This window comes from Erwinia sp. INIA01 (genome assembly GCF_025947915.1).
In the GTDB taxonomy this organism is placed as follows: domain Bacteria; phylum Pseudomonadota; class Gammaproteobacteria; order Enterobacterales; family Enterobacteriaceae; genus Erwinia; species Erwinia coffeiphila.
The window spans coordinates 366,370-388,821 of the sequence record NZ_JAPDNC010000001.1 but is presented as its reverse complement, the minus strand read 5'-3'; the positions used below and the strand labels follow the sequence as shown (position 1 = coordinate 388,821).

Annotated in this window: 23 protein-coding genes and 1 riboswitch; of the genes, 12 read left to right on the top strand and 11 right to left on the bottom strand. The window is 58.6% G+C overall.

Features of this window, described 5'->3' with window-relative positions:
• Positions 1 to 3: 3 nt before the first annotated feature.
• Genes OMR58_RS01735 through OMR58_RS01710 form a run of 6 tightly spaced genes read right to left on the bottom strand, consistent with a single transcriptional unit; the run spans position 4 to position 4,961 of the window.
• Positions 4 to 858, bottom strand: coding sequence for a TauD/TfdA dioxygenase family protein (locus tag OMR58_RS01735; protein ID WP_105591999.1), 855 nt, complete (start codon positions 856 to 858; stop codon positions 4 to 6).
• A gap of 18 nt (positions 859 to 876) precedes the next feature.
• A complete protein-coding gene (locus tag OMR58_RS01730) occupies positions 877 to 1,614 on the bottom strand; it encodes a class II aldolase/adducin family protein (protein WP_200559229.1) in 738 nt (245 codons plus the stop codon).
• Between the two features lie 2 nt (positions 1,615 to 1,616).
• A complete protein-coding gene (locus OMR58_RS01725) occupies positions 1,617 to 2,354 on the bottom strand; it encodes an ABC transporter permease (protein ID WP_244913696.1) in 738 nt (245 codons plus the stop codon).
• 2 nt (positions 2,355 to 2,356) lie between these two features.
• Complete coding sequence (locus OMR58_RS01720) at positions 2,357 to 3,103, bottom strand: ABC transporter permease (RefSeq protein ID WP_200559228.1); 747 nt, start codon at positions 3,101 to 3,103, stop codon at positions 2,357 to 2,359.
• Positions 3,100 to 3,930: an ABC transporter ATP-binding protein gene (locus tag OMR58_RS01715; protein WP_200559227.1), complete on the bottom strand. Its 831-nt coding sequence runs from the start codon at positions 3,928 to 3,930 to the stop codon at positions 3,100 to 3,102. Before OMR58_RS01715 ends, OMR58_RS01720 begins: the two co-directional genes overlap by 4 nt.
• Before the next feature lie 20 nt (positions 3,931 to 3,950).
• On the bottom strand, positions 3,951 to 4,961 hold the full coding sequence (locus OMR58_RS01710) for an ABC transporter substrate-binding protein (RefSeq protein WP_264544997.1): 1,011 nt from the start codon (positions 4,959 to 4,961) through the stop codon (positions 3,951 to 3,953).
• 258 nt (positions 4,962 to 5,219) lie between these two features.
• Here OMR58_RS01710 and OMR58_RS01705 point away from each other — a divergent pair, with 258 nt between their 5' ends.
• From OMR58_RS01705 to OMR58_RS01685, 5 genes are all read left to right on the top strand, one after another.
• The gene (locus OMR58_RS01705) at positions 5,220 to 5,897 is read left to right on the top strand and encodes a GntR family transcriptional regulator (protein WP_264544996.1); all 678 of its coding nucleotides are present in this window, start codon (positions 5,220 to 5,222) and stop codon (positions 5,895 to 5,897) included.
• A gap of 63 nt (positions 5,898 to 5,960) precedes the next feature.
• The gene (locus tag OMR58_RS01700; RefSeq protein WP_264544995.1) at positions 5,961 to 6,743 is read left to right on the top strand and encodes an SDR family oxidoreductase; all 783 of its coding nucleotides are present in this window, start codon (positions 5,961 to 5,963) and stop codon (positions 6,741 to 6,743) included.
• Positions 6,744 to 6,756: 13 nt separating this feature from the next.
• Positions 6,757 to 7,890, top strand: a complete 1,134-nt coding sequence (locus OMR58_RS01695) for a pyridoxal phosphate-dependent aminotransferase (RefSeq protein ID WP_264544994.1) — start codon at positions 6,757 to 6,759, stop codon at positions 7,888 to 7,890.
• Positions 7,891 to 7,900: 10 nt separating this feature from the next.
• On the top strand, positions 7,901 to 8,779 hold the full coding sequence (locus OMR58_RS01690; protein ID WP_264544993.1) for an alpha/beta fold hydrolase: 879 nt from the start codon (positions 7,901 to 7,903) through the stop codon (positions 8,777 to 8,779).
• A 10-nt stretch (positions 8,780 to 8,789) separates the two neighbouring features.
• Positions 8,790 to 10,034 (top strand): M20 family metallo-hydrolase, encoded by a 1,245-nt coding sequence (locus OMR58_RS01685; protein WP_264544992.1) that lies wholly within the window; start codon positions 8,790 to 8,792, stop codon positions 10,032 to 10,034.
• Here the strand turns inward: OMR58_RS01685 and ptrR are convergent.
• The gene (gene ptrR / locus OMR58_RS01680) at positions 10,002 to 10,856 is read right to left on the bottom strand and encodes a putrescine utilization regulator PtrR (protein WP_264544991.1); all 855 of its coding nucleotides are present in this window, start codon (positions 10,854 to 10,856) and stop codon (positions 10,002 to 10,004) included. The two genes, OMR58_RS01685 and ptrR, sit on opposite strands and share 33 nt — an antisense overlap.
• A gap of 142 nt (positions 10,857 to 10,998) precedes the next feature.
• On the opposite strand from ptrR, the gene OMR58_RS01675 reads away from it, so the two are divergent.
• Complete coding sequence (locus OMR58_RS01675; RefSeq protein ID WP_347710557.1) at positions 10,999 to 12,381, top strand: NAD-dependent succinate-semialdehyde dehydrogenase; 1,383 nt, start codon at positions 10,999 to 11,001, stop codon at positions 12,379 to 12,381.
• Positions 12,382 to 12,383: 2 nt separating this feature from the next.
• On the opposite strand, the gene OMR58_RS01670 is transcribed toward OMR58_RS01675, so the two are convergent.
• Both OMR58_RS01670 and OMR58_RS01665 read right to left on the bottom strand, forming a co-directional pair.
• Positions 12,384 to 14,156 carry a sensor domain-containing diguanylate cyclase gene (locus OMR58_RS01670; protein WP_264544989.1) on the bottom strand — a complete coding sequence of 591 codons (1,773 nt, stop codon included), beginning with the start codon at positions 14,154 to 14,156 and terminating at the stop codon, positions 12,384 to 12,386.
• A 192-nt stretch (positions 14,157 to 14,348) separates the two neighbouring features.
• Positions 14,349 to 15,404 (bottom strand): LLM class flavin-dependent oxidoreductase, encoded by a 1,056-nt coding sequence (locus tag OMR58_RS01665; protein WP_264544988.1) that lies wholly within the window; start codon positions 15,402 to 15,404, stop codon positions 14,349 to 14,351.
• Between the two features lie 187 nt (positions 15,405 to 15,591).
• Positions 15,592 to 15,712: riboswitch (TPP riboswitch) on the top strand.
• A 141-nt stretch (positions 15,713 to 15,853) separates the two neighbouring features.
• Here OMR58_RS01665 and OMR58_RS01660 point away from each other — a divergent pair.
• Genes OMR58_RS01660 through OMR58_RS01645 form a run of 4 tightly spaced genes read left to right on the top strand, consistent with a single transcriptional unit; the run spans position 15,854 to position 18,720 of the window.
• Positions 15,854 to 16,783: an FAD-dependent oxidoreductase gene (locus tag OMR58_RS01660; protein ID WP_264544987.1), complete on the top strand. Its 930-nt coding sequence runs from the start codon at positions 15,854 to 15,856 to the stop codon at positions 16,781 to 16,783.
• Positions 16,783 to 16,980, top strand: coding sequence for a sulfur carrier protein ThiS (gene thiS, locus OMR58_RS01655; RefSeq protein ID WP_105591974.1), 198 nt, complete (start codon positions 16,783 to 16,785; stop codon positions 16,978 to 16,980). The genes OMR58_RS01660 and thiS overlap by 1 nt, the downstream gene beginning before the upstream one ends.
• A 1-nt stretch (position 16,981) precedes the next feature.
• Complete coding sequence (locus OMR58_RS01650) at positions 16,982 to 17,743, top strand: thiazole synthase (RefSeq protein ID WP_123333865.1); 762 nt, start codon at positions 16,982 to 16,984, stop codon at positions 17,741 to 17,743.
• Positions 17,743 to 18,720, top strand: coding sequence for a HesA/MoeB/ThiF family protein (locus tag OMR58_RS01645; protein ID WP_264544986.1), 978 nt, complete (start codon positions 17,743 to 17,745; stop codon positions 18,718 to 18,720). Before OMR58_RS01650 ends, OMR58_RS01645 begins: the two co-directional genes overlap by 1 nt.
• A 52-nt stretch (positions 18,721 to 18,772) precedes the next feature.
• On the opposite strand, the gene OMR58_RS01640 is transcribed toward OMR58_RS01645, so the two are convergent.
• A complete protein-coding gene (locus OMR58_RS01640; protein ID WP_264544985.1) occupies positions 18,773 to 19,837 on the bottom strand; it encodes a hypothetical protein in 1,065 nt (354 codons plus the stop codon).
• Positions 19,838 to 20,397: 560 nt separating this feature from the next.
• Between OMR58_RS01640 and OMR58_RS01635 the strand changes: the two genes are divergently transcribed.
• Positions 20,398 to 21,012: a hypothetical protein gene (locus OMR58_RS01635; protein ID WP_264544984.1), complete on the top strand. Its 615-nt coding sequence runs from the start codon at positions 20,398 to 20,400 to the stop codon at positions 21,010 to 21,012.
• A gap of 154 nt (positions 21,013 to 21,166) precedes the next feature.
• Here OMR58_RS01635 and OMR58_RS01630 read toward each other — a convergent pair whose 3' ends face one another.
• Entirely contained in the window at positions 21,167 to 21,619 is a 453-nt protein-coding gene (locus OMR58_RS01630; RefSeq protein WP_264544983.1) for an Lrp/AsnC family transcriptional regulator, read from the bottom strand.
• 179 nt (positions 21,620 to 21,798) lie between these two features.
• Between OMR58_RS01630 and OMR58_RS01625 the strand changes: the two genes are divergently transcribed.
• Positions 21,799 to 22,413, top strand: coding sequence for a LysE family translocator (locus tag OMR58_RS01625; RefSeq protein ID WP_264544982.1), 615 nt, complete (start codon positions 21,799 to 21,801; stop codon positions 22,411 to 22,413).
• The last annotated feature ends 39 nt before the right edge of the window (positions 22,414 to 22,452 follow it).

The following is a 22,452-nucleotide window of genomic DNA, read 5'->3' as shown; positions in this document are numbered from 1 at the left end:
GGCTTACACCAGCGCCTGCGGGCGTTCGCTGCCCTTCACCGTCGCGCGATGCATCACGCGGCGATAGGCCACATCGTCATACGGCGTGGCCTGGTGCATGGTACAGCGGTTGTCCCAGATCAGCAGATCGTGCGCCTGCCACTTGTGGCGATAGACAAACTGCTCGCTAACGGCGTGGGCATTCAGCCGGGCCAGCAGCGCGTCGCTCTCTTCCGGCGACAGGCCGACGATCTCTTTCACGATATCCTGGCCGACAAACAGCGACGGGCGGCCGGTTTCCTGATGGCGACGCACCAGCGGGTGGATCACGTCCGGCGTGGCGGCTTTCTGCACCTCGGTCAGCGGTTCACGATCGGCGAAGGCTTTGGCGTAGTAGGTGGAATAGGAGTGCACCGCGCTCAGCGGCTGGATCAGACGTTTCGTCTCCTCGTCCAGCGCGTCATAGGCGGCAAACATGGAGGAAAACAGCGTATCCGCACCGACCGGCGGTACTTCCACCGCGTGCAGCACCGAGCCGAAGCAGGGCACATCGTAATAGGACCAGTCAGAGTGCCAGTTCCAGCCCTCTTTATGGTTGCCAATTGCCTTACCGTCCTGCTTAACGTTGGACAGCACATACAGTTCGGGATACGGCGTGGTCAGATACTGGCTCAGCACGTGAACCTGTAGCTCGCCGAACTCGCGGGCAAAGGCCACGTGCTGCGACTCGCTGACCGGCTGCTGGCGCAGGAGCAGCACCGAGTGGGTGTTCAGCGCATCGCGCAGGGCGGCAAAGGTCTCAGCATCGATCGGCTGGGTGGCATCAACGTTCAGCACTTCCATGCCGATATGTTCGGTTAACGGACGAAGTTCTAACATGACTAATCTCCTCAAGCGTTACTGACGATAGCTGGGGTCAAGGTTGTCCAGCAGACGGATAAAGGCGGGCCACTCGCGTTCACCACGCAGGCGGATATCCCCTTCACATTGATTAAACTGGCGTGCGGCTTTCTCCGAAACGGCTTCCGGCGGCAGCAGCAGCTGGCTACCGCTGCCCTGCGCCATCAGCTGAATGCGCGCGGCGCGTTCGAAGTAGTAAGCGAGCATAAAGGCTTCGGGAATGGTGCGACCGGCGGCGAGAATGCCGTGGTTGCGCAGCACCATTACCTGATGCGGGCCGAGGTCGCGCACCAGCCGCTCGCGCTCATCGGTATCCAGCGCCACGCCCTCATAGGCGTGATAGCCAAGGCGATTCCAGAAGTGCATGGCAAACTGGCTGACCGGCTGTAAACCCTCTTCGAGCGCCGAGACGGCGGTGGCCGCATCGGAATGGGTATGCAGTACGCAGATGGCATCTTCCCGCGCCGCGTGGATCGCGCTGTGGATGACGAACCCGGCGCGGTTTACCTCATAGTCACTCGGTTCCAGCGCGTTGCCTTCCAGATCGATCTTAATCAGGCTGGAGGCGGTCACCTCAGAGAAAAACAGTCCGTAGGGGTTGATCAGAAAATGGTGTTCCGGCCCCGGCAGGCGTACGGAAATATGGTTGTAAATCAGATCGTCCATCTTGAAATGCGCGATCAGCCGGTAGCAGGCGGCAAGCTGTACGCGAAGTTGCTGTTCGGATTGAGTCATGATTATTTCCACCAGATGAAGGTCGTGTCGATCCAGGCCAACAGGCCGTAGAGTGCGATACTGACCAGAGAAGAAACGACGACGGCAGCCCATACGGTCAGCAGATCCACCTGCTGCGTGGACTGGAAGATGGTCCAGCCGATGCCCTGATACGCGCCGAGCATTTCGGCGACAATCGCCACGATAATGCTGCGCACCAGCCCCACGCGCAGGCCGCTGACGATGCTGGGCAGCGCGGCGGGCAGCTGCAGTTTGCGCATAATGGTCAGGCGGCTGGCACCGAAGCTGCGCATCAGATTGATCATCTGCGGGTCGGCCTGTTTCAGGCCGTGCAGGCTGTTGACCAGGATGACAAAGCTGACGGCGAGCACCACCAGCACGATTTTGGACAGCGCCCCCATACCAAACCAGATCAGCGCCAGCGGTATCCAGGCCACGGTCGGCACCGAGTTAATCGCCACCGCCAGCGGCATCAGAATCGCCTCCAGCGGGCGAAAAATCGTCATCAGCATGGCCAGCAGCAGACCGGCCAGCAGGCCAAGCGCAAAGCCGCTCAACGCCTCCACCAGCGTCCAGCCCATAGACACCCACAGGCTGTTGCCGCTGCTAAAAATGGCCAGCACGATACTGTGCAGCGAAGGCAGCACAAACGGCTGAATATGAAACAGCCAGATGCTGCCTTCCCACAGCAGGATCAGGCTGAGTACGCCGAAGAACGGCGGCAGAAGTTTGCGTATCACGGTTATTTCCCCCACCAGGCCAGTTTGTTCTCCAGCCGTTCCACCACGCCATACAGCAGCGCACCGGTCAGCCCGCAGATCACGATCAGCGTCCACATCCTCACCACGTCTTCGTTGTACATCGACTGGATCAGCAGCACGCCCAGACCCGTGGTGTCACCGAACCACTCGCCGACAATTGCGCCGACCAGGCTGAGGGAAATGCCCAGTTTCAGCGCCACAAAAATCGACGGAGCGGCGGCGGGGAAGTGCAGCACCAGAAAACGCTTCAGGCCGCTGGCACCGAAACTGCGCAGCAGGCTGATATGCAGCGGGTCCACCATTTGCAGGCCGCGCTTGGTGTTCAGTGTGACGGGTAAAAACGTCAGGTAAAAAGCGATCATCACCTTGGCGAACAGCGTGTTGCCGAACCAGATCACCACCAGCGCGCCAAAGGCAATCACCGGCACGGTCTGCGAGATAACAAACAGCGGAAACCAGGCGCGATCGATCCAGCTGACGTAGAAAAACAGGATGCCGCAGGCCACGCCAAACGCGGTGCCCAGCGCAAAGCCCAGCAGCGTTTCCAGCCCGGTGCGCCCGGTGCTGGCCAGCAGCAGATCGGCGTTCGCGCGGATATCTGCCACCACCATCGGCACCGACGGCAGATAGCGTGGGCTGATGGCAAACAGCGTGACGCTTCCCTGCCAGAACAGCAGCACCAGCAACACCGCGACCACCAGAGGATGGGTCAGAAGGCGTTTGATCATGACTGTTCCTCATGCTCGGTGAAGCGAAATGACTTCATGCTCTCCTCCTCAATCGCCTCCAGCAGCCGTTTCTTGATGGCGATAAATTCGGCAGAGGTAAGCATGTCGGGGGTACGCGGGCGGGGCAGATCGATCTGCTCAACGCATTTGATGGTGCCGGGGCGCGCGCTCATCACCACCACTTTGCTACCGAGGAAGATCGCCTCATCGATGTCGTGGGTGATAAACAGCACGGTGCGGCGATGCTGCTCCCACAGCTTCAGCAGCCAGCGCTGCATCAGCGTGCGGGTCAGTGCATCCAGCGCGCCGAACGGCTCATCCAGCAGCATTAAATCGCGCTCAAACAGGAAGGTGCGCATCAGCGCCACGCGCTGGCGCATTCCACCCGAGAGCTGATGTGGATAGCTCTGCTCAAAGCCGCTGAGACCAAAGCTGGGGAACAGCGCCTCGGCGCGTTTGCGTGCTTCTTTGCGCGGCACGCCTTCACACTCCAGCGCCAGAATGGCGTTATCCATAATGGTGCGCCACGGCAGCAGCAGGTCCCGCTGCGGCATAAACGACACTTTGCCGAGCAGCTCGCCATCCCGCTGAGACTGGCCTTTAAACAGGATCGCCCCGTCGCTGTCCGGGTCGAGCAGTCCGGCGATCATATTGAACAGGGTTGACTTGCCGCAGCCGGAAGGGCCAACCAGCGTGACAAACTCCCCCTCATTGACGGTCAGGTTGACGCCGGAGACGGCGATGACCTGTTGCTGCCCATCGCCAAAGCGTTTCCATAAATTATCCAGCTGCAGCAGGGGCAGATGTTTTTTTGGTGCAACGGTCATCAGGCTTCTCCGTGCGGTGATCAGTTAAGGGTTTTGTACTGCGCCGGGACGTTATTCCAGAAGCTGAGGTCGAAGGTCTGGTTAACGTCAACCGGCTGTTTCAGCGCGCCGTACTCCACCAGCAGCTTCATCATCTTCTCGGCTTTCGGCATATCGACGTTGCCCAGCCCCGGCGATCCCTGCGGGTACATCAGCGAGGCGACGGAGTCGAGCATCGCCACCTGATGCTTACGATCGAGGCTCGGGTTGGTTTTCATCAGAATATCAATGGTTTCGTCGCGGTGGGTGAGAGCGTATTTCCAGCCTTCCAGCGTGGCGTTAACAAAGGCCTGGACCTGCTGCGGCTTTTTTTCCACCATCGATTTTGAGGTAATCAGCGCATCCTGCTGGGTGGTCACCCCGACGTCATCGGGTGAAATCAGTTTGAGGTTGGTGACGCCTTTCTCTTTCAGCGTGTTGTATTCGTTATAGAGGGTGACGGTGGCGACATCGACCTGCTTATCGATAAACGGGTTGAGCGACACCGACTGCGGCAGCAGGGTGATATCCTCTTTTTTCAGCCCTGCTGCACCCAGCGAGGCCAGCAGCGGATACTGCACGCCGGTAAACCACACCGAGACTTTTTTGCCTTTAAAATCTTTAAAGCTGTTGATGCCGGAATCCGCATAGGTGACAAAAGCGAACGGCGTGCGCTGCTGGGACATCGCCAGCGCGACAATCGGCAGACCTTTTTCCCGCGCGGCCAGCACGCTCTCCATACCGCCCGCCAGGCCGAAGGTATCCGCGCCCGACGCCACTAAGGTTTCTACGTTGATGTTCGGACCGCCCGGATTGATGGTGACGTCCAGCCCCTGCTGCGCATAAAAGCCTTTTTCTTTGGCAACGTAAAAGCCGGCAAACTGCGCCTGCGCCAGCCATTTCAGGCGCACGGAAACTTTCTCCTGCGCGGCCTGCGCGGCGCTGGCCATCAGCGCGGTACAGAGCAATCCAGTCAGACAACGACGGGCGAACTGCGAGGTAAGTCCTGACATGAGCGTATCCTCTGGTTTCGGGTTTAACATTCAGTGGGTAATGAAAAATCGTGTTATGTATACATGTAAGCGCTTTTTTAAAGTCTTAACTGCCCTTCAGGACTTGCAGGATGTGTGCCAGTTTCAATAAAGGCCATTGACCCGCGCCAGAAATCAGCGACAATACGCAATATAAAGCGGTGAAAGAGATGTATACCTTTTCATTTAACAGGTATGCAAATGGATCGTAACAGTGCAACCTGACGAGCAAACAGCACCATGAGTGAGCAAAAAAACCTCCCCCGCCTGACGGGAACCTCGCTGGCGGACGGCCTGAAGCAGACGCTGGAAAAAGAGATCGCCAGCGGTGCGCTGGAGCCGGGTAAACGACTGGACGAAAAGGAAATTGGTGCGCGCTTTGGCGTGTCCCGCACCCCGGTACGCGAGGCCTTTCGCCTGCTGGCGGCCGACGGGCTGGTGGATCTCAACGGCCGTCAGGGCGTGATGGTGCGCGCCCTGAGCATGAATACGCTGCTGGAAATGTTTCAGGTGATGGCCGAGCTGGAAGGGCTGTGCGCGCGGCTGGCGGCGCGGCGCATTTCGCCGGATCAGCTGGCTGCGCTGCGTCAGATCCAGCAGCAGATGGCGGATCGCGGCCCGTCAATCTCGCCGGAAGCCTTCTATGAAATGAATCTCAGCTTCCACGAAGGGATCTACGCCTTTGCGCGCAACGCTTTTTTAGCCGAGGAGACGCGCGCTCTGCGTAACCGCGTGGGCGTTTATCGCCGCCGGGTGACCTTCCATCCGGGGCGGGTCAATAAAACTCTCGAGGAGCATGGCGCGATCCTTGAGGCGATCGCCCGTAACGACGCCGATGCCGCGCACGACGCGATGCGCAAGCACCTGACCCTGCTGGGCGATGACCTGGTCGATTTTATCGCGGGCTTCACCAAATAAACATTTTTGCCTTCCTGGTATGCAAATTGCTTTGCTATGTATACCTAAACTGGAGGGCACCAAATGAATCTCAATCTGAACGGCAAGATCGCGCTGATTACCGGCGCATCAAAAGGCATCGGCGAAGCGACGGCACGCGTACTGGCCGCCGAAGGCTGTACGCTACACCTGGCGGCGCGTAACGGCGCGGCGATGCGCGATCTGCAACAGGCGCTGATTGCCGAATATGGCGTCAGCGTTTCGGTGTATGAAAAAGACCTCAGCTCAACGGCGGCGATGGAGTCCCTGGCGGCCGAAGTCGGCGCGATTGATATTCTTGTCAATAACGCGGGCGATATCCCTGCCGGATCGCTCGAGGTGGTCGGCGACCGCGAGTGGCGTGCCGGGTTCGATCTGAAGGTCTTCGGCTATATCTCCCTCTGCCGTCTTTACTACCCGCAAATGAAAGCGGCCAAAAGCGGCGTGATCGTCAACGTCATCGGCAACTCCGGGGAAAACTGGGATGCCAGCTATATCGCCGGCAGCACCGGCAACGCCGCGCTGATGTCGTTCACCAAAGCGCTGGGCGGCCGCAGCCTGGATGACGGCATCCGGGTCATCGGCATCAACCCCGGCCCGGTCGCCACCGACCGCATGCTGAAAATCATGAAGCGCAAAGCGATCGACATGCTGGGCGACGAGTCGCGCTGGGAGGAGCTGTTCGCGCTCTATCCGGGCCAGCGCCCGGCTACCTCTGAAGAGGTGGCGGACCTGGTGGCCTTTATGTCTTCAGGGCGCGCGGGTTACATCAGCGGCACCAACATCACTATCGACGGCGGCATTGCTGCGCGTGGATCGGTCATTTAACCGGGAGCGCAGCATGTCAGATATCTATACGCGTAATGCCTGGTTCGATCGGCTGTTTGCCACCGAAGGGCTGATCTGGATGGGGCAGAACACCAACCATCTGCCGCCGCATCCCGAGGTGCTGGCCGCGCTGCATAATTCGGTGGCCGCCACCGAATTCAGTGCCTATGCGCCGCCGCTGGGGTTTGAGTCACTACGTAGCGCTATTGTCGCCGACATTGGGGTTGCCGGTGTGACGGCGATGGTCACCGACGGCGGGGTGAATGCCCTGGCGACGCTGTGCCGCGCCCGCTGCCGCCCCGGCACCACCTTTGTTACCACCGATCCCAGCTGGAAATGGCCCTGCCAGTTCGCTGAGCAGATGGGATCTGAAGTTATTCAAATTCCGATCTGGAACCCCGACTGCCACTATCGCCTGACCCCGGACGCGCTGGCGGCGGCGGTAGACGACAGCACCGCGCTGATCTATCTCGTCGACCCGAACAATCCGCTGGGCATTCACTACAGCCGGGAAGAGCTACAGGCGTTTATCGACATCGCCCGCCGCCATAATGCGCTGCTGATCCACGACTGTACCTACCGCGACTTTGCCCCGGAGCACGTGGCCGCGCTGGGGCTGGACAGTGAACAGGTGGTGATGTCGGTGAGCTTTTCAAAATGGCTTGGGCTGGCGGGCCTGCGGGTCGGCGCGCTGGTTGCCGCTCCGGCGCTGCTGGCCGAGCTGGCACCGTACAACGGCGGCGTGCTGGGGGCCAGTGTTCCGGCGCAGCGCGCGGCGGAAGCGGGTTTAAAAGTGAAAGCGGAATGGATGACCACGCTGCTGGCGGCGGACAAACGCAATAAAGCGCGGATTGCCGAGGCGGTCAGCACCGTACCTGGGCTGTCGCTGCCGGTCTATCCCTCCGGCGGCAACTTCCTGGTGATCGATGTCACCGGTGCCGATATCCGGCCCGAAGCGCTGGTGGAGTGCTATCTGCAACAGGGCATTCAGATCCGCCATGGCGGTTATCACACCGCTACCTTTGGCGATCGCTTTATCAAAGTCAGCACCACCGTTCCGGTTGAATGGGCGGAGAAATTCGCCGCTCTGCTGCCGGAAATGGTGGCCCAGGCCGCGCAGCTGCAGCAGTTCCGCCAACCATTCTGAGGAGCGAACCATGTTTATTACCACTAACGATCGGGTTGAGCTGTGGGTTGAAACCAGCGGGGAAGGCATCCCGATCCTGTTTATTCATGAATTTGGCGGCAGTTTTGACAGCTGGCAGCCGCAGATCCACGCCTTCAGCCGCCGCTATCAGTGCATCACCTATGCGGCACGCGGCTATCCGCCGTCCTCGGTTCCGCAGGATCTGGAGGCGTACTCCCAGCAGCGGGCGGTGGATGATGCGCTGGCCGTGCTGGACGGGCTGGGCATCGAAAAGGCGCATATTGTCGGGCTTTCGATGGGGGGATTTGCCACGCTGCATTTTGGCCTCAATGCGCCCGAACGTGCGCTGTCGCTGACCGTCGCCGGGGCAGGCTACGGCTGCGAGCCGGAAACCGAAGCGTATTTCCGCCAGGTCTCGTTACAGGTGGGGGAAAACTTTGCCCGCCAGGGGGCAAAACAGTTTGCGCCGACCTATGCGCTGGGGGCCAGCCGCGTGCAGTTCCAGAACAAAGATCCGCGCGGCTGGCAGCGCTTTGCCGACCGGCTGGCGGAACACGACTCGCTGGGGGCCTCGCTGACCATGCGCGGCGTACAGGCGCGTCGCCCGGCGTTCTACCAGCTGGAAGCGCAGATTCAGGCGCTGATGCTGCCGGTGCTGATTATGGTCGGTGATGAGGACGATCACTGTCTGCAACCCGGCCTGTACCTGAAAAAACACCTGCCTGCCGCTGGTCTGGCGATCCTGCCGAAAACCGGGCACACCCTGAATCTGGAGGAGCCGCAGCTGTTTAACCAGCTGCTGGCGGAGTTTTTCGCGCAGGTTGAGGCGGGTAAATGGGGCGTGCGCGACCCGCGTGCCAATCCGGCGCAGATTATGCGCACCGACTGAGGGTTACGTCATGATTATTAACGCTGAACGGCTCTGGCAGCGGCTGATGCGGATGGCGCAGATAGGCACCATTGCCGGTGACGGGGTGAATCGTCAGGCGCTCAGCGCGGAAGAAGCGGCAAGCTGGCGGCTGATGATTGACTGGGCGCAGGCCAGCGATCTGGAGGTTCGCCGCGATGCGGCGGGTAACCTGTTTGTTATTCTGCCCGGCACGGATCGCCGGGCAGCGCCGCTGCTGTTGGGCAGCCACCTTGACAGCCAGCCGACCGGCGGCCGCTTTGACGGGGTTTACGGCGTACTGGCCGCGCTGGAAGTGCTGACGGTGTTTCGTGAACGGGGCCTCCAACCCGCCTGCGACGTGGTGGCGGTGTCGTGGATGAATGAAGAAGGATCGCGTTTCGCACCGGGCATGATGGGATCGTCGCTGTTCGCCGGTGCACGCGCGCTGTCGGCGGTGCGTGCCGTGACCGACGAGGCAGGCTGCTCCGTCGGCCAGGCGCTGGATGCGCTGCACCGGGCCGTGCCGCTGGCTCTTTATGCCTGCCCCCATCCCCCGGCGGCGTATCTGGAGGTGCATATCGAACAGGCGACGCAGCTGGAACGGGCGGGTGCCACCATCGGGGTGGTCAGCGGGATTCAGGGTAAAGTGACCTGGCAGGTGACGCTGCGCGGTGAACGCGGCCATGCGGGCACCGTGCCGATGGCGCAGCGGCGCGATGTCCTGCGCAGCTTCACCGGCATCGCACAGCGGCTTTACGAGGAGGTGGGCGAGGCCGATCTGGCGGTGATGCTGACGATAGGGCGGATTGAGATGCAGCCTAACGCGCCGTCGGTGATCCCCGATGGCCTGACCTTCCGCATCGATTTGCGCCACCCCGACGCCGGGCAGTTAACGGCGCTGACGGCGACAGCCGAACGGCTGATGAACGAAATGGCATCACCCTGTGACATTGAATTCACCCGCCTGAGCGAAGCGGCACCCAACGCCTTTTCCCCTGAGCTCCAGCAGGCCATTGCGACATCCGCCGGTGAGCGCGGCTATCCGGCGCTCTCAGTGCTTTCTGCTGCCGGTCACGATGCGCGCTATCTTGCGGCGATCTGCCCCTCGGCGATGATTTTTATTCCCTGCCGCGCGGGCATCAGCCATGCGCCGGAAGAATGGGCAGAGCCGGAGGCGGTCAGCGCCGGAGCACAGGTGCTGCTGGACGTTGCCCGCCGCTGGTCAGGGTTGCAGCATTTCGGTCATCGCTTTTAAATTGGCTGAGTGTGTGCCTTTGCGCCACACCAGCCAGATTTCAATATTGCCCATCCCTCCACCCAGCGGCCAGGCCTGCACGCTGTCGCGCCCCGGCATACTCTCCAGCATACTGGCCGGGATCAGCGCCAGCCCCGCGCCTGCGCTGACGCAGGCCAGAATGCCGTGATACGACTCCATTTCGAAAATCTTGCCCGGTACGGCGTTTTCCCGCGCGAACCAGTTTTCAAACAGCCGCCGATAGGAGCAGTTGGCACGGAAGGCGTAAATCGTTGAGCCGGAAATGCTGGCGGCGTCCGGCACCGGCGGATGATTCAGCGCGCCGATCAGTACCAGCTCTTCGCTAAAGGCCGGTACGCCCTCCAGCTGCGGATGCTTCGGCGGCCCGTCGACGAACGCCGCGCTGTAGCGGCCAGAGAAAATCCCGTCAATCATATCGCCGGAAGGTCCGGTGGAGAGATCCAGCTCCACCTGTGGCCACTGCTGATGGTAGCGGGCAATCAGCGGCGGCAGGCGCACCGCGGCAGTGCTTTCAATCGCACCCAGGGTAAAGACGCCGCTGGGATGCTGGCCGGAAACGCTCAGCTTCGCCTCATCGGCCAGCGCCAGAATGCGCCGTGCGTAGTCCAGCAGCGTGCGGCCGCTGTCGGTGATGTGCAGCCGCAGTTTTTCCCGCCGGAACAGTTCGCAGCCCAGCTCTTCTTCCAGCTGGCGCAGGCGGGTAGAGATATTTGACGGCACACGGTGCAGCCTGTCGGCGGCGGCGGTAATGCTGCCCTCTTCGGCAATCGCGCGGAAGACATCCAACTGGGTCAGATCCATATCATTCTCGATTTGAGTAAGTAACTTTCATTATTATTCATTTTTAAAGAAAGAGTGACAAGCTTATCCTTGACCCCATGCCGCATTTCAGCCTGAGCCGCTGGGTGCTATGTCGAACCGAATGACCGAGAAGGTGCACAACATGACTGACGTAAATTCTGCCGTTTCCCGCAACCCCGCCACGGGTGACGTGGTGGCCCGCTATCCTTTCGCCAGCCGGGCCGACGTGGATGCCGCACTGGCACAAAGCGACAGCGCTTTCCAGCACTGGCGCACCAGCCCGCTGAGTGCACGCGTGCAGCTGCTGTTGTCTGTTGCCGCCGGGCTGCGCGAACAGAGCCGTGCGCTGGCGGAGATGATGACGACTGAAATGGGTAAGCCCATCGACCAGGGCCTGGCCGAAGTGGAGAAAAGCGCGAAGCTGTGTGAATGGTACGCGCAGCACGGTCCAGACTTCCTGAAACGTGAACCGACCACCGTCGAAGGTAACAAAGCCTTTGTTGACTATCTGCCGCTGGGTGCCGTGCTGTCGGTGATGCCGTGGAACTTCCCGATCTGGCAGGTGCTGCGCGGCGCGGTACCGATTCTGCTGGCGGGCAACAGCTATCTGCTGAAACCGGCCCCGAACGTGATCGGCTGCGCACTGCTGCTACAGCAGGTGTTGAGCAATGCCGGGGTGGCGGAAGGGCTGTTTGCGGTGGTTAATGCCGATAACGACGGCGTGGCGCAGGCGATTAACGATCGCCGTATTAAAGCCGTAACCGTTACTGGCAGCGTGCGCGCCGGATCGGCAATTGCCGCGCTGGCCGGAGCCGCCATCAAGAAATGCGTGCTGGAGCTGGGCGGCTCCGATGCTTTTATCGTGCTGGCGGATGCCGATATCGATGCGGCAGTGAAAGGGGCGATTGCCGGTCGCTTTATGAATAACGGCCAGCTGTGCATCTCGGCGAAACGCATCATCGTGGAGAAAGCGGTGTTTGACACCTTCCGCGACAAATTCCTCGCTGCGGTGAAGGCGATGAAAATTGGCGACCCACGTGAAGCCGGGGTGTGGATTGGTCCGATGGCGCGCTACGATCTGCGCGATGAGCTGGATTCGCAGGTGCAGGCCACGCTGAAAGAGGGTGCCACTCTGCTGGTGGGCGGCCACGTGCTGCCGGGCGACGGTAACTACTATGCGCCGACGGTTCTGAGCGACGTCACGCCCGCAATGACCAGCTTTAAGCAGGAACTGTTTGGCCCAGTGGCCTCGCTGATTGTGGCGGATGATGCCGAACATGCGGTGGCGCTGGCCAATGATTCAGAGTTTGGTCTGGGGGGCAGCCTGTGGAGTCGCGATCTGGAGGCCGCACAACGCCTGGCGTCGCGCATTGAAACCGGCGGGATGTTTATCAACACGCCAAGCTTCTCTGACCCGCGCGTGCCGATCGGCGGCGTGAAGAAAAGCGGTTTCGGTCGCGAGCTGTCGCACTTTGGCCTGCGCGAGTTTACCAACCCGCAGACCGTATGGATTGAACAGCCCTGACGTTACACCGCCATATGGCTGAACCAGTGTTCCAGCTTGTCCGGCGGTAGGGGATGGGAATAATAGAAACCCTGGATTTCGTCGCAGCCGAGATGCTGCAACGAGGCCAGGGTTTGCAGATCTTCCACGCCTTCGGCCAGCACCACGTAGTTCAGCTCTTTCAGCATGGTGATCATATGGCGGGCAATCACTTCGCAGGCCGGATCGCAGTTCAGCTGCTGGATCAGCGAACGGTCCAGTTTAATCACATCGATAGGTATGCGGCGCAGGGTATTAATGTTGTTGTAGCCGGAACCAAAATCGTCCAGCGCAATGCGAAAACCGCGCTGCTTGAGCATATCCAGCCCCCGGCAGGCGTCGGTGCTTTCCAGCACTTGCTGAGTTTCCAGGCATTCAAGGGTCAGATCGCCGGGTTGTAAACCCGCGCGCCGGGTTTTCTCTGCCAGATCGCAGGCAAACTCCGGGCGGGAGAAGTCGCTGACGCTGAGATTAACCGATACCGGCAGATTTAGCCCTTTTTCGCGCCAGACCCGCAGCTGCATCAGGGCGTGGTCAATCACCCAGTCGGTCAGTTCATCCATCAGGCTGGTGTGTTCCGCCAGCGGGATAAACTCGGCGGGGGAGATATTGCCGGCAACCGGATGCTGCCAGCGCAGCAGCGCCTCCAGCCCGACCGGCTTACCGGTGTGCAGGCAGAGCTGCGGCTGATACACGAGGTACAAACCCTGGCTGCCGCGCAGCGCCAGCGCCAGATCGTTTAACAGCTGAAAATTGAGATTGCGGCGGTTATCGCTGTCGGCGTTATAGGCCATCGCCGTCTGCTTCTGGCTGATAGCCTCATGCAGGGCGCTGACCGCCTGGCGCAGCACCTCTGTGACCTGAGAGGTGGCAGGCACAAAACTCACCTCACCGACGTAGATTTTCACATCAATGGTGATATCGCCCAGCACCTGAGCACGAATATGTTCCAGCCGATCGCTGAGCGCCCTGGCGTTAACCGCGCTGTTTTTCCGGCTGAGCAGAGCAAAACGACCGGTAGCGACGGTGTACAGCACGTCCTCTTCGCTCAGATGCAGCCGGGAACGTACCGTTGCGGTCAGGGCTTTCAGCAGTGTTTCTACGGCATCCATCCCCATCGAGCGGGCGATTTCATAGGCGCGCGGCATATCAATGCAGTCAATCAGCGTCAGGGTCAGCGGATCGAAGCTGGAGGCACGCTGCAGCAGGCCAATATCCTTCAGCAGCCGCTGGCGATTGGGCAACTGGGTGACCACATCTTTGTAACCCGCAGTGTACCAGGCATCAAGATAGCCGCTGACCAGGCCCGACAGCAGCTCCAGCATCGTTGACTGATGTTCATCGATGGTGTGCGGCCGGGTGTCGGTAATACACAGGGTTCCCACCGAAATGCCTTCCCGCGTGTAGAGGGGTATACCCGCGTAGAATCGAATGAAAGGCGCGCCCAGCGTGAAGGGACTTTGGCTGAAACGCGGGTCGAGCAACGTGTCGCTACAGATCAGCAGCGAATCCCTGAGCACCACCTGGCGGCAGAAGGCGTCATGCAGCGAACTTTGCGGCACATCCAGGCAGCAGGCGGCCTTAATATACTGATTTTCATTATCCAGAACCGAGACAAAGCAGCCCGGGAACGCCAGCAGATCGCTGGCGAGCAGGGTGAATTTTTGCAAAATATCATCGCGGATAGCATCTTCAGATTTGAGCATCTCAAGGGCAGCCAGGCGTCTGACATCATCGTTACTGAAGGTCCCACTCATGGTTTGGATTCGCATTAAAGAGTTGATGGCTGCTGACCCCGTCAGACTATCACGATTCCTCTCTCTGACTGGTCGATCTTCACTGCTGTCATCATGAAAATAATTTTTAATGATAGTGAAGAGATTGCATCATTCCAATGCGGTCCCGGGTTTTGCTGGCACTACATGCGTAATTGTGATGGAAATCATGGCTCAGAGAGCCATGTCGATGTTTTCCTCACGGTTTACACGGCGGCGCCAGCCCAGCTCGGGGGCAATCAGCGTGGCGAAGTCGCTGATAATCTGGCGATACTGGTCTGCGGTGAACTCATAGGGCAATTCCAGTCTCAGTTCATCCACTTCGCGCAGGATCGGATCGTTAAACAGACGTTCCAGGATCTGTTCCGCATCGCCCACGATATCCTGTGAAAACAGCGTACGGCGCGGCCCCTGCGGTGTCAGCGTGCGTTCATAGCGGCTGGCGGCAAATTCCGCGTAGCGGCGGCGGGTTGGGGTGTCCGCACTGTCGATGGGAACAATGACCCGGCCTGCGGCGATACGCGGCCGACGCGGGGCATCTTCGGGCCAGTTTTTACGATAGGTGGCAATCTGCGCCAGCTGCGCCTCATAGTAATTATTCGTCTCTTCACCTGAGGTCAAATTGCCGATCAGCATGTTAAAACCGTTCGCCGCCGCCCAGGCCGCCGATTTCAGCGAGCCGCCGCCGTACCACAGGCGATTAACCAGCCCCGGCGAGTCGGGATGCAGGCGCGGGCGCTGCTGGTTGCCCGGCGAGGCAATCAGGGTATTTTCATCCGCCAGCCAGCGGCCGCTGAGGTTATCCCGCAGGCGTCGAACCCGATCGTAGGAGAAATCTTCCTGCCGCCAGTCGCCGGAGAACAGCGCCGGGCCGATCAGTTCCAGGTGGTTCGGCTGCCCGGCACTGAGGCCCACGTTGAGCCGTCCACGGGACAGCACGTCCACCGTCAGTAAATCTTCCGCCAGCCGAAACGGGCTTTCATAGCCCATCTGGATCACCGCGGTGCCCAGCTCAATATGCCGGGTGCGCTGCGTGGCGGCGGCCAGAAAGGTACTCGCCGAGGAGACGCCGTGCTCCAGATGGCGCTGGCGAATCCAGGCACCGTTGTAGCCCAGCGATTCACCCAGCTCGAACAGTTGCAGGGTCTCTTCCAGCCCCTGTAGCGGGGCGTGGTCCGGGTAGTTCCCGGGAGTAAGGAAAGCGATATGCGATATGGCCGGTTTCGTCATGGTGTCCATCCGTTCAGACCTGATGTGGGAAAGGCGCACTGAAAAATCCTTCAGCATCGGGCAATTGTGTTGCCTGCCCCGCACTTTGCAAAATGCTGAATCCGGCACTCTATTTTCATCTGGCGAAAACGGTCGTCGAAATAAATCCACCTAAACGCTTGCGGTTGCGCTCAGGATGCAATAAAAAAGTCTCTGTCAGGGGAGTCTCGCCGAAGAGACTGAGAGGCTGATTGCGATTTATCGCGGCTCAGCGACCCTTAGAACCTGACCCAGTTGATACTGGCGTAGGAAGACCTGTCGTGCCGCTTCACCGCACGCCTTATCGGGCAGATCGCAGCCGCCGAACGCCGATACTCTCCCTTCTCATTATCGCGGGTCTTCTTAGTTATCTGAGAGGCCGGTATGACGTTTGTAACAACTCTCCCTGAATATTCCGCCGAGGCGACATCGTGAGCCACTGGTCGATCCTGGGTTCCGGCGTGACCGGGCTGTGCGTGGCTACTGCGCTGGCCGACGCCGGAGAAAAGCTGGAAATCATCACCTCTGAGGAATACTGCCCCGCGTCGCACTATGCGGGCGGTATGCTCGCGCCGTTCTGCGAGGGTGAAGGCGCACCGGAAGAGGTGGTCAGGCTGGGGCAGGGCTCCGCCGACTGGTGGCAGGCGCACGTCAGCGGCGTGGAGCGCCAGGGTACGCTGGTGATCGCACCGCCGCGCGACAGCATGGAGCTGAACCGCTTTGCCAAAATGACCCAGGGCCATGAGTGGGTGGACCCGGGCAGCGTGGAGGATCGTCTGGCCGGGCGATTCGCACGCGGGCTGTTTTTCCCCAGCGAAGGGCACCTTGACCCGCGCAAGGCGATGCAGGAGCTGAGGCAGAAGCTGCTGGCCGCGGGGGTGGCGATGCACCACGGCAAACCAACGGGCAAAATTATCGACTGCCGGGGCATTCACGCCGCGCCGCTGCTGCCGGAACTGCGCGCCGTGCGCGGTGAGATGCTGATCCTGCAAAGCGATGAGGTGCAGTTTTCACGCCCGGTTCGCCTGCTGCATCCACGCTTTCCCTGCTACCTGGTGCCGCGCAGCGAAGGGCGCTTTATGCTCGGTGCCACCATGGTGGAAAGCAACGACGCCAGCCCGATCAGCGCCCGCGCGCTGATGGAACTGCTGAGCGCGGCGTACACCATCGACCCGGCGCTGGCCGAAGCGCGGGTGATTGAAACCGGCAGCGGCCTGCGCCCCTCTTACCCGAACAACCTGCCGGATATTCGCTATCGCGACGGCACCTTCCACGTCAACGGCATGTACCGGCACGGCTTTTTGCTGGCACCGATCGTGGCGCAAAATCTTATCCAACAGCTGTCGCAGGAGACGCGTTGATGCACATTTTACTGAACGGTCAGGCGACCGAAACCCAGGCCGCGACCCTGACGGCGCTGCTTAACGAGCAGCAGATCGATCGCAGCTGCGTGGCCTGCGCGCTGAACGGCGATTTTGTCCCGCGCGGGCTGTATGACGCCACGCCAATTAACGAAGGCAGCAAGATTGAAGTGCTGTCACCGATGCAGGGGGGCTGAGATGAACTTTTACGATTACGCACCTGAATCACGCTTTCTGTTGGGCACGGCGGGCTACCCGTCGCCGGAGATTTTAGGCCAGGCGATTGAAGCCTCCGGCACCGAGATTATTACCGTCAGCCTGCGTCGTGAAGGCGGTGCGGGTGGGGCGTTCCGCGATCTGCTGACCCGGCTGAACAAACGCGTGCTGCCGAATACGGCAGGCTGCCATACGGTGAAAGAGGCGGTCACCACGGCACATATGGCGCGTGAGCTGTTCAACACCCGCTGGATCAAGCTGGAGGTGATCGGCCATGCCGACACGCTCCAGCCGGACCCGTTCGGACTGGTTGAAGCGGCGCGTATCCTCTGCGAAGAGGGGTTCCAGGTGTTTCCCTACACCACTGAAGATCTGGTATTGGGCGAGAAGCTGCTGGAGGCGGGCTGCCAGGTACTGATGCCGTGGGGTGCGCCGATCGGTTCCGGCCAGGGGCTGCGCAATATTGAAGGGCTGCGCACCATGCGCGCATGGTTTAAGGACGTGCCGCTGGTGGTGGATGCCGGGATCGGTACGCCGAGCCAGGCCGCGCAGGCGATGGAGATGGGCTTTGACGCGATCCTGCTGAATACCGCCGTAGCGAAAGCGCAGGACCCGGTGCGCATGGCCAGCGCCTTCCGCGATGCGATCCACGCCGGGCAGCAGGCGCTGCTGGCCGGGCCGATGGAGCGCCGCGATATGGCGGCGGCCTCAACCCCGGTCTTCGGCCTGGCGGAGTTTAACTGATGGATCGCTACCAGCGGCAGACCATGCTGCCGGAAATCGGCCCGCAGGGACAGCAGAAGCTGGCGCAGGCGCGGGTGCTGGTGGTCGGCGCGGGCGGCCTGGGTGCCACGCTGCTGCCGCAGCTGGCCGGGGCGGGAGTCGGCTTTCTGCGCGTCTGCGACGACGACCGCGTGGAGGTGCATAACCTGCACCGGCAGACGCTGTTCACCATGCAGGATGTCGGCCAGCCGAAAGCCATGGCGGCGCGCCGGGCGCTGAATGGGCTGAACCCGGAGTGCGAGGTGGAAGCCGTTGACATCAGGCTGTCCGGCAGCAGCCTGGACCACGCGCTGCGCGATATTGATGTCGTGGTGGATGCGGCGGATAACTTCGCCATCACCTGGCTGCTTTCTGACGCCTGCTTCAGCCGTGGCCTGCCGCTGATTTCCGCCTCGGTTCTGGGGCGGCAGGGCTATGTTGGCGGCTTCTGCGCCGGTGCGCCGAGCTATCGCGCGCTGTTTCCGCAGTTGCCGTCCTCGGCGGCCAACTGCAGTACGGCGGGGGTGATGGGGCCTGCGGTGGCCACGCTGGGCGCGCTACAGGCGCAGATGTCCCTCAGCGTGCTGCTCGGCCTGACGCCATCACCGCTGGGCTGCATGGTGAACTGTGATTTCGTGAACTGGCGCTTCGGCCAGTTCCGCTTTGACGGCGCGCCGGAACCGACGGAAGCGATCATCCCGTTCCTCGACGCGCAGATGCTGACGGCGGAAGACTGCATTGTGGAGCTGCGTAGCCTGGAAGAAGCCCCGGTGAGCGTGGCCGCGCAGGCTCAGCGCATCCTGCCCGCCGAGCTGGCCGCCTGGCAGCCACCAGCGTCGGGGCGTATCGTGCTGGTTTGCGCCAGCGGCATTCGTGCGGGCCGCGCGGCGCAGCAGCTGAAAGAGCGGGGATACCGCGATCTGGCGCTGGTGGCGGCGGACTATATTCCGGGGGAGTGACGATGAATTGCGCGTCAGGGGAGGATGAGCTCTTACCCGCTGACGCGTTTAATTATTTGTCTGAGGTATGAAATGCCCGTACAACGCGCATTTCATTTTCATCCCATAGCCACGGGGTTTCTTTTTCAGACAGAGTGGACGTTTCTGATTCGGAGGTATTCTGTGAAGCTTTTTGACTGCCCGAGATGACGTTACGGCCTTTGTCTGTTATTCGTATTTCAACATTATGGTAAGCATAGAAATCATCATGGATGTTTTGTTCGACAATTTCTTTTAGATTAGAATCATTTGGTCGGTTGCCGTATTCGATCAATTCCTTTATTTCTAACTCATCAAGAAATGCCGGAATTTCCATCCAGTTAATAAAATCATCGTTAAATTTTGCATGATGCAATCCACAAAGATCGGTGAAACGTAAACCGCTGGCATCATTCACGATTGTCAGCAATTCCCGCTCGCTGCGTGTGAGATGACTTTGCCGTTCAGGTAATTCTTCAAGGAAGCGTTTTAATAGCTGACCGGTCCATTCGTCCGCTCGTTCCTGGCTAAATATCTCAGTGGCAAGTTCAGGAGTATTGCTGGTTAATGCATGCCAGATAGCATTGTTTTTCTCAACCAGATGCGGTGTGACTTCCGTTGCCTTCACCAGTGCGGGCTGCCAGGTTTCGGTTGATTGCTCGCCAATGGGGTGAGGGTAAGCGTATAAATTGACTCTTCCGGCCAGACTGGGGTTGATATCGGTGATAGCTTTGATCAAAAAGACAGTGTTGATTCTTGAAATGGTTTTCACATCCAGCCAGATATCGATAGGGTAATTTTTCTCACTATAATCGAGTATTTCCTGCAGTTTTTCCGCTTCATAAGCATCGGTGTTCAGGTTGTTCAACGAGTGGAAGATGCCAGGACGGATTTTTCTCTGCTCATCACGCTTAACAAAAATGCCAGTGGCTATTTTTGTATTATAAACAGGGTCAGTCGTAAAGTTGGGGTTGAATGAGAGTATCACGCTGTTGTTTTTGGTATAAATCTCTGTGGGTTTTATTTTATTGCCATTGTGTACCATGAATTTAAAGTGCCCCGCCGATGAGTCATTGGGGAGAATAACGAGCTTTTTCAAAATTTCCTCTCCAGTTCGAAATGCCACATTAGTAATGAAGGTAAGATAACCGAACACTCTCCGGTAAGGGTGACAGAAGTTGGATAATCTGCTGGCTAAGTGGAACCTTTTTAGTAACGAGCATTAAAATAATAATTAATTGTTTGATACAGAAATGCTATTAATACTGTTGTCTGATGGTGTCGTTGTCAATAATAGAAAAATATATATTATGGCTTGCGGTATTTGTATTCCTCAAACGTTTTTGTTCAGCAGGGCATTACCTTTGCCTGCCTCCGCGCGGCGGGAAAGCCACCGTATCCCGCGTGCTGAACAACGAAGAAAACGTCTGGCCTGAAGCCTGTGAACGGGGTCAGTTATCCCTGGCAACGTAAGGAGCATGGCATCATTATTGATAGTCCGGATGGTCGTTTTTATCGGCAGTGAGTGATATACCATTCACTAACGCATTGCGCATGCTGGTCAATTTATGTAATTCTGAAGCGATCGCGAGATGTGCAAAATGCTTTTTTCTGATTTTGAAAATGTTTTACCTAAAATGGAATGAGTGGAGTTATAAAATGGGATCGTATAAAACCCCAATTGACGATTTAGTCAGCCCCAAAGTAATTCGTGCAATGGATACTGATACATTCAGAGGGGTAGCAGAGTCAGACCCGGCTAAAATCAAAATTGAGTGTGATAAACTCCGTCAAAAAAACCTGGCTTTGCAGGCTGAAAACAACGGGCTTTACAGGGATAATGAATACGTCAGTAAAGGCATTTCCGGGTTTGTATTGAAGTTGGCTGGAGTGAAACTACGTGCACAGCCGACTGGTGAAAAAGTTAAAAAAACACTGTGGAGAAAACCCTTAACCTACGTCAGGTTATTAATTCTCACTTTGATTTTCTTTATTATGGCAGGTATTTTCGGTGCAAGGCTGGACCTCACCAGCGTGGCATTAGTGAGCTCAATTACTTTACTGCTTTCATTGTTCGCTAACGCACTTTTTCCACATAGCCGCAGTGACCTGATGAGAGTTCTGCGTGTTACTGGAGACATCGGTGCAGTATCACTCGTTTATGCTACGTTGAAAGGTATCGATGTTCTCGGCCTGGGGCAGGGTATTTATCTGCAGGTGTTTCTTGGGGTTACCTATGTTTTGGCCGCAATCAAACTGATACGTGACTTATAAATAATCATGCTTACGGAAAATCCCTTTGCTTCGCGAAACCACATTGCTTTGGATCATGGTTCAAAAGGTGATTACCATCGTCATATCGCGCCTGGATTCCTCGTCGGAAAATCAGTCGGCGCGCTGGTCAGTCAGATTGGTTGCCTGCGGGAAGTCAGACAGGTAGAACACGATCTTTTATTACCGTTTTCATCACTAACGTTGAGGTCAGCCGCTGAACTCCCGCCAGGCTGGAGAGTTTTTCATCGTACAGCTGCTGAAAATCAGGTAGATCCCGGGTGATAACGTGAAGCAGATAATCCGGATCGCCAAACAGGCGCTGTGCCTGAATAATTTGCGGGATCTCTTTTACTGCATTCTCGAAGTTGCTGACCGCCTGCCGGTCTCCTTCGCGCAGGGTCACGAAGACAATAGCTGAAAAGTTCAGACCGAATCTTGCCGGGTCAAGATTCGCCCGGTAGCCGCTGATAACGCCATCCTGTTCCAGAGATCTGACCCGTCGCTGGCAGGATGACAGGCTAATCCCCACCCGTTTTGCCAGATCGGTCAGCGAAATTCGGCCATCTTTTTGAAGTTCAGCAAGAATATTGCAGTCTGCCTTGTCCAATCCTTAAAATCTCCCAGATTACGTTTATTTTACCCTGTTAATGAAAGCACATTTCGCACATATAGCGATATTCTTTCTTAACTTTAAAACGTATCAGTCAGATAAAGGGTTCAGTACATGCAGGTTTCAGGCGCTGATAAAGAGCCGATCATCAACAGGCTCTGTGAGGAAAACGTCTCATGTCTCTGAGTATGTTTGCTGTGTTCTGGGTTGTTTCCGTCCTTTTTGTTATCACCCCTGGAGCCGACTGGGCTTACGCTATTTCAGCCGGTATCCGCGGACGCCGGGTTTTGCCCGCAGTGGCTGGCATGCTGAGCGGCCATCTTGTCGCAACGCTCATCGTGGCAGCGGGCATCGGTTCGGTCATTGCGGGCGCGCCGGGCGTACTGACCGCCCTGACCGTGGCCGGGGCGGGTTATCTGCTCTGGCTCGGCATCGGCATGTTCCGCCAACCCCCAGAGCCGATAGCGGATCGGATAGAGGATGCCGGATCGCCACAAAAATGGGCGCTTAGGGGATTCTGTATTAGCGGGCTTAATCCAAAGGTATTTCTGCTGTTTTTAGCCCTGTTACCCCAGTTCACCGACGCCCACGCCACCTGGCCACTTCCACTGCAGATGACCGCGCTGGGACTGCTTCATGTGGTGACCTGCGGCGTGGTGTACCTGCTCGTTGGCTACGGCTCAAGCACGCTCCTCCGCACGCGCACGCGTGCGGCGCAGAATATCAGCCGAATCTCCGGCGGCTTGATGATCATCATTGCGCTCCTGTTGCTGGCAGAACAGTTTTACTGACCCCGGCTGTGTGAGCACTATCCCAGCGCCGCATCGTTA

What these genes read in the sequence shown, in the direction of transcription:
- OMR58_RS01735 (WP_105591999.1), bottom strand. Translation starts at nt 858, where the DNA reads ATGTTAGAACTTCGTCCGTTAACCGAACATATCGGCATGGAAGTGCTG.
- OMR58_RS01730 (WP_200559229.1), bottom strand. Translation starts at nt 1,614, where the DNA reads ATGACTCAATCCGAACAGCAACTTCGCGTACAGCTTGCCGCCTGCTAC.
- OMR58_RS01720 (WP_200559228.1), bottom strand. Translation starts at nt 3,103, where the DNA reads ATGATCAAACGCCTTCTGACCCATCCTCTGGTGGTCGCGGTGTTGCTG.
- OMR58_RS01715 (WP_200559227.1), bottom strand. Translation starts at nt 3,930, where the DNA reads ATGACCGTTGCACCAAAAAAACATCTGCCCCTGCTGCAGCTGGATAAT.
- OMR58_RS01710 (WP_264544997.1), bottom strand. Translation starts at nt 4,961, where the DNA reads ATGTCAGGACTTACCTCGCAGTTCGCCCGTCGTTGTCTGACTGGATTG.
- OMR58_RS01705 (WP_264544996.1), top strand. Translation starts at nt 5,220, where the DNA reads ATGAGTGAGCAAAAAAACCTCCCCCGCCTGACGGGAACCTCGCTGGCG.
- OMR58_RS01700 (WP_264544995.1), top strand. Translation starts at nt 5,961, where the DNA reads ATGAATCTCAATCTGAACGGCAAGATCGCGCTGATTACCGGCGCATCA.
- OMR58_RS01695 (WP_264544994.1), top strand. Translation starts at nt 6,757, where the DNA reads ATGTCAGATATCTATACGCGTAATGCCTGGTTCGATCGGCTGTTTGCC.
- OMR58_RS01690 (WP_264544993.1), top strand. Translation starts at nt 7,901, where the DNA reads ATGTTTATTACCACTAACGATCGGGTTGAGCTGTGGGTTGAAACCAGC.
- OMR58_RS01685 (WP_264544992.1), top strand. Translation starts at nt 8,790, where the DNA reads ATGATTATTAACGCTGAACGGCTCTGGCAGCGGCTGATGCGGATGGCG.
- ptrR (WP_264544991.1), bottom strand. Translation starts at nt 10,856, where the DNA reads ATGGATCTGACCCAGTTGGATGTCTTCCGCGCGATTGCCGAAGAGGGC.
- OMR58_RS01675 (WP_347710557.1), top strand. Translation starts at nt 10,999, where the DNA reads ATGACTGACGTAAATTCTGCCGTTTCCCGCAACCCCGCCACGGGTGAC.
- OMR58_RS01670 (WP_264544989.1), bottom strand. Translation starts at nt 14,156, where the DNA reads ATGAGTGGGACCTTCAGTAACGATGATGTCAGACGCCTGGCTGCCCTT.
- OMR58_RS01665 (WP_264544988.1), bottom strand. Translation starts at nt 15,404, where the DNA reads ATGACGAAACCGGCCATATCGCATATCGCTTTCCTTACTCCCGGGAAC.
- thiS (WP_105591974.1), top strand. Translation starts at nt 16,783, where the DNA reads ATGCACATTTTACTGAACGGTCAGGCGACCGAAACCCAGGCCGCGACC.
- OMR58_RS01650 (WP_123333865.1), top strand. Translation starts at nt 16,982, where the DNA reads ATGAACTTTTACGATTACGCACCTGAATCACGCTTTCTGTTGGGCACG.
- OMR58_RS01645 (WP_264544986.1), top strand. Translation starts at nt 17,743, where the DNA reads ATGGATCGCTACCAGCGGCAGACCATGCTGCCGGAAATCGGCCCGCAG.
- OMR58_RS01635 (WP_264544984.1), top strand. Translation starts at nt 20,398, where the DNA reads ATGGGATCGTATAAAACCCCAATTGACGATTTAGTCAGCCCCAAAGTA.
- OMR58_RS01625 (WP_264544982.1), top strand. Translation starts at nt 21,799, where the DNA reads ATGTCTCTGAGTATGTTTGCTGTGTTCTGGGTTGTTTCCGTCCTTTTT.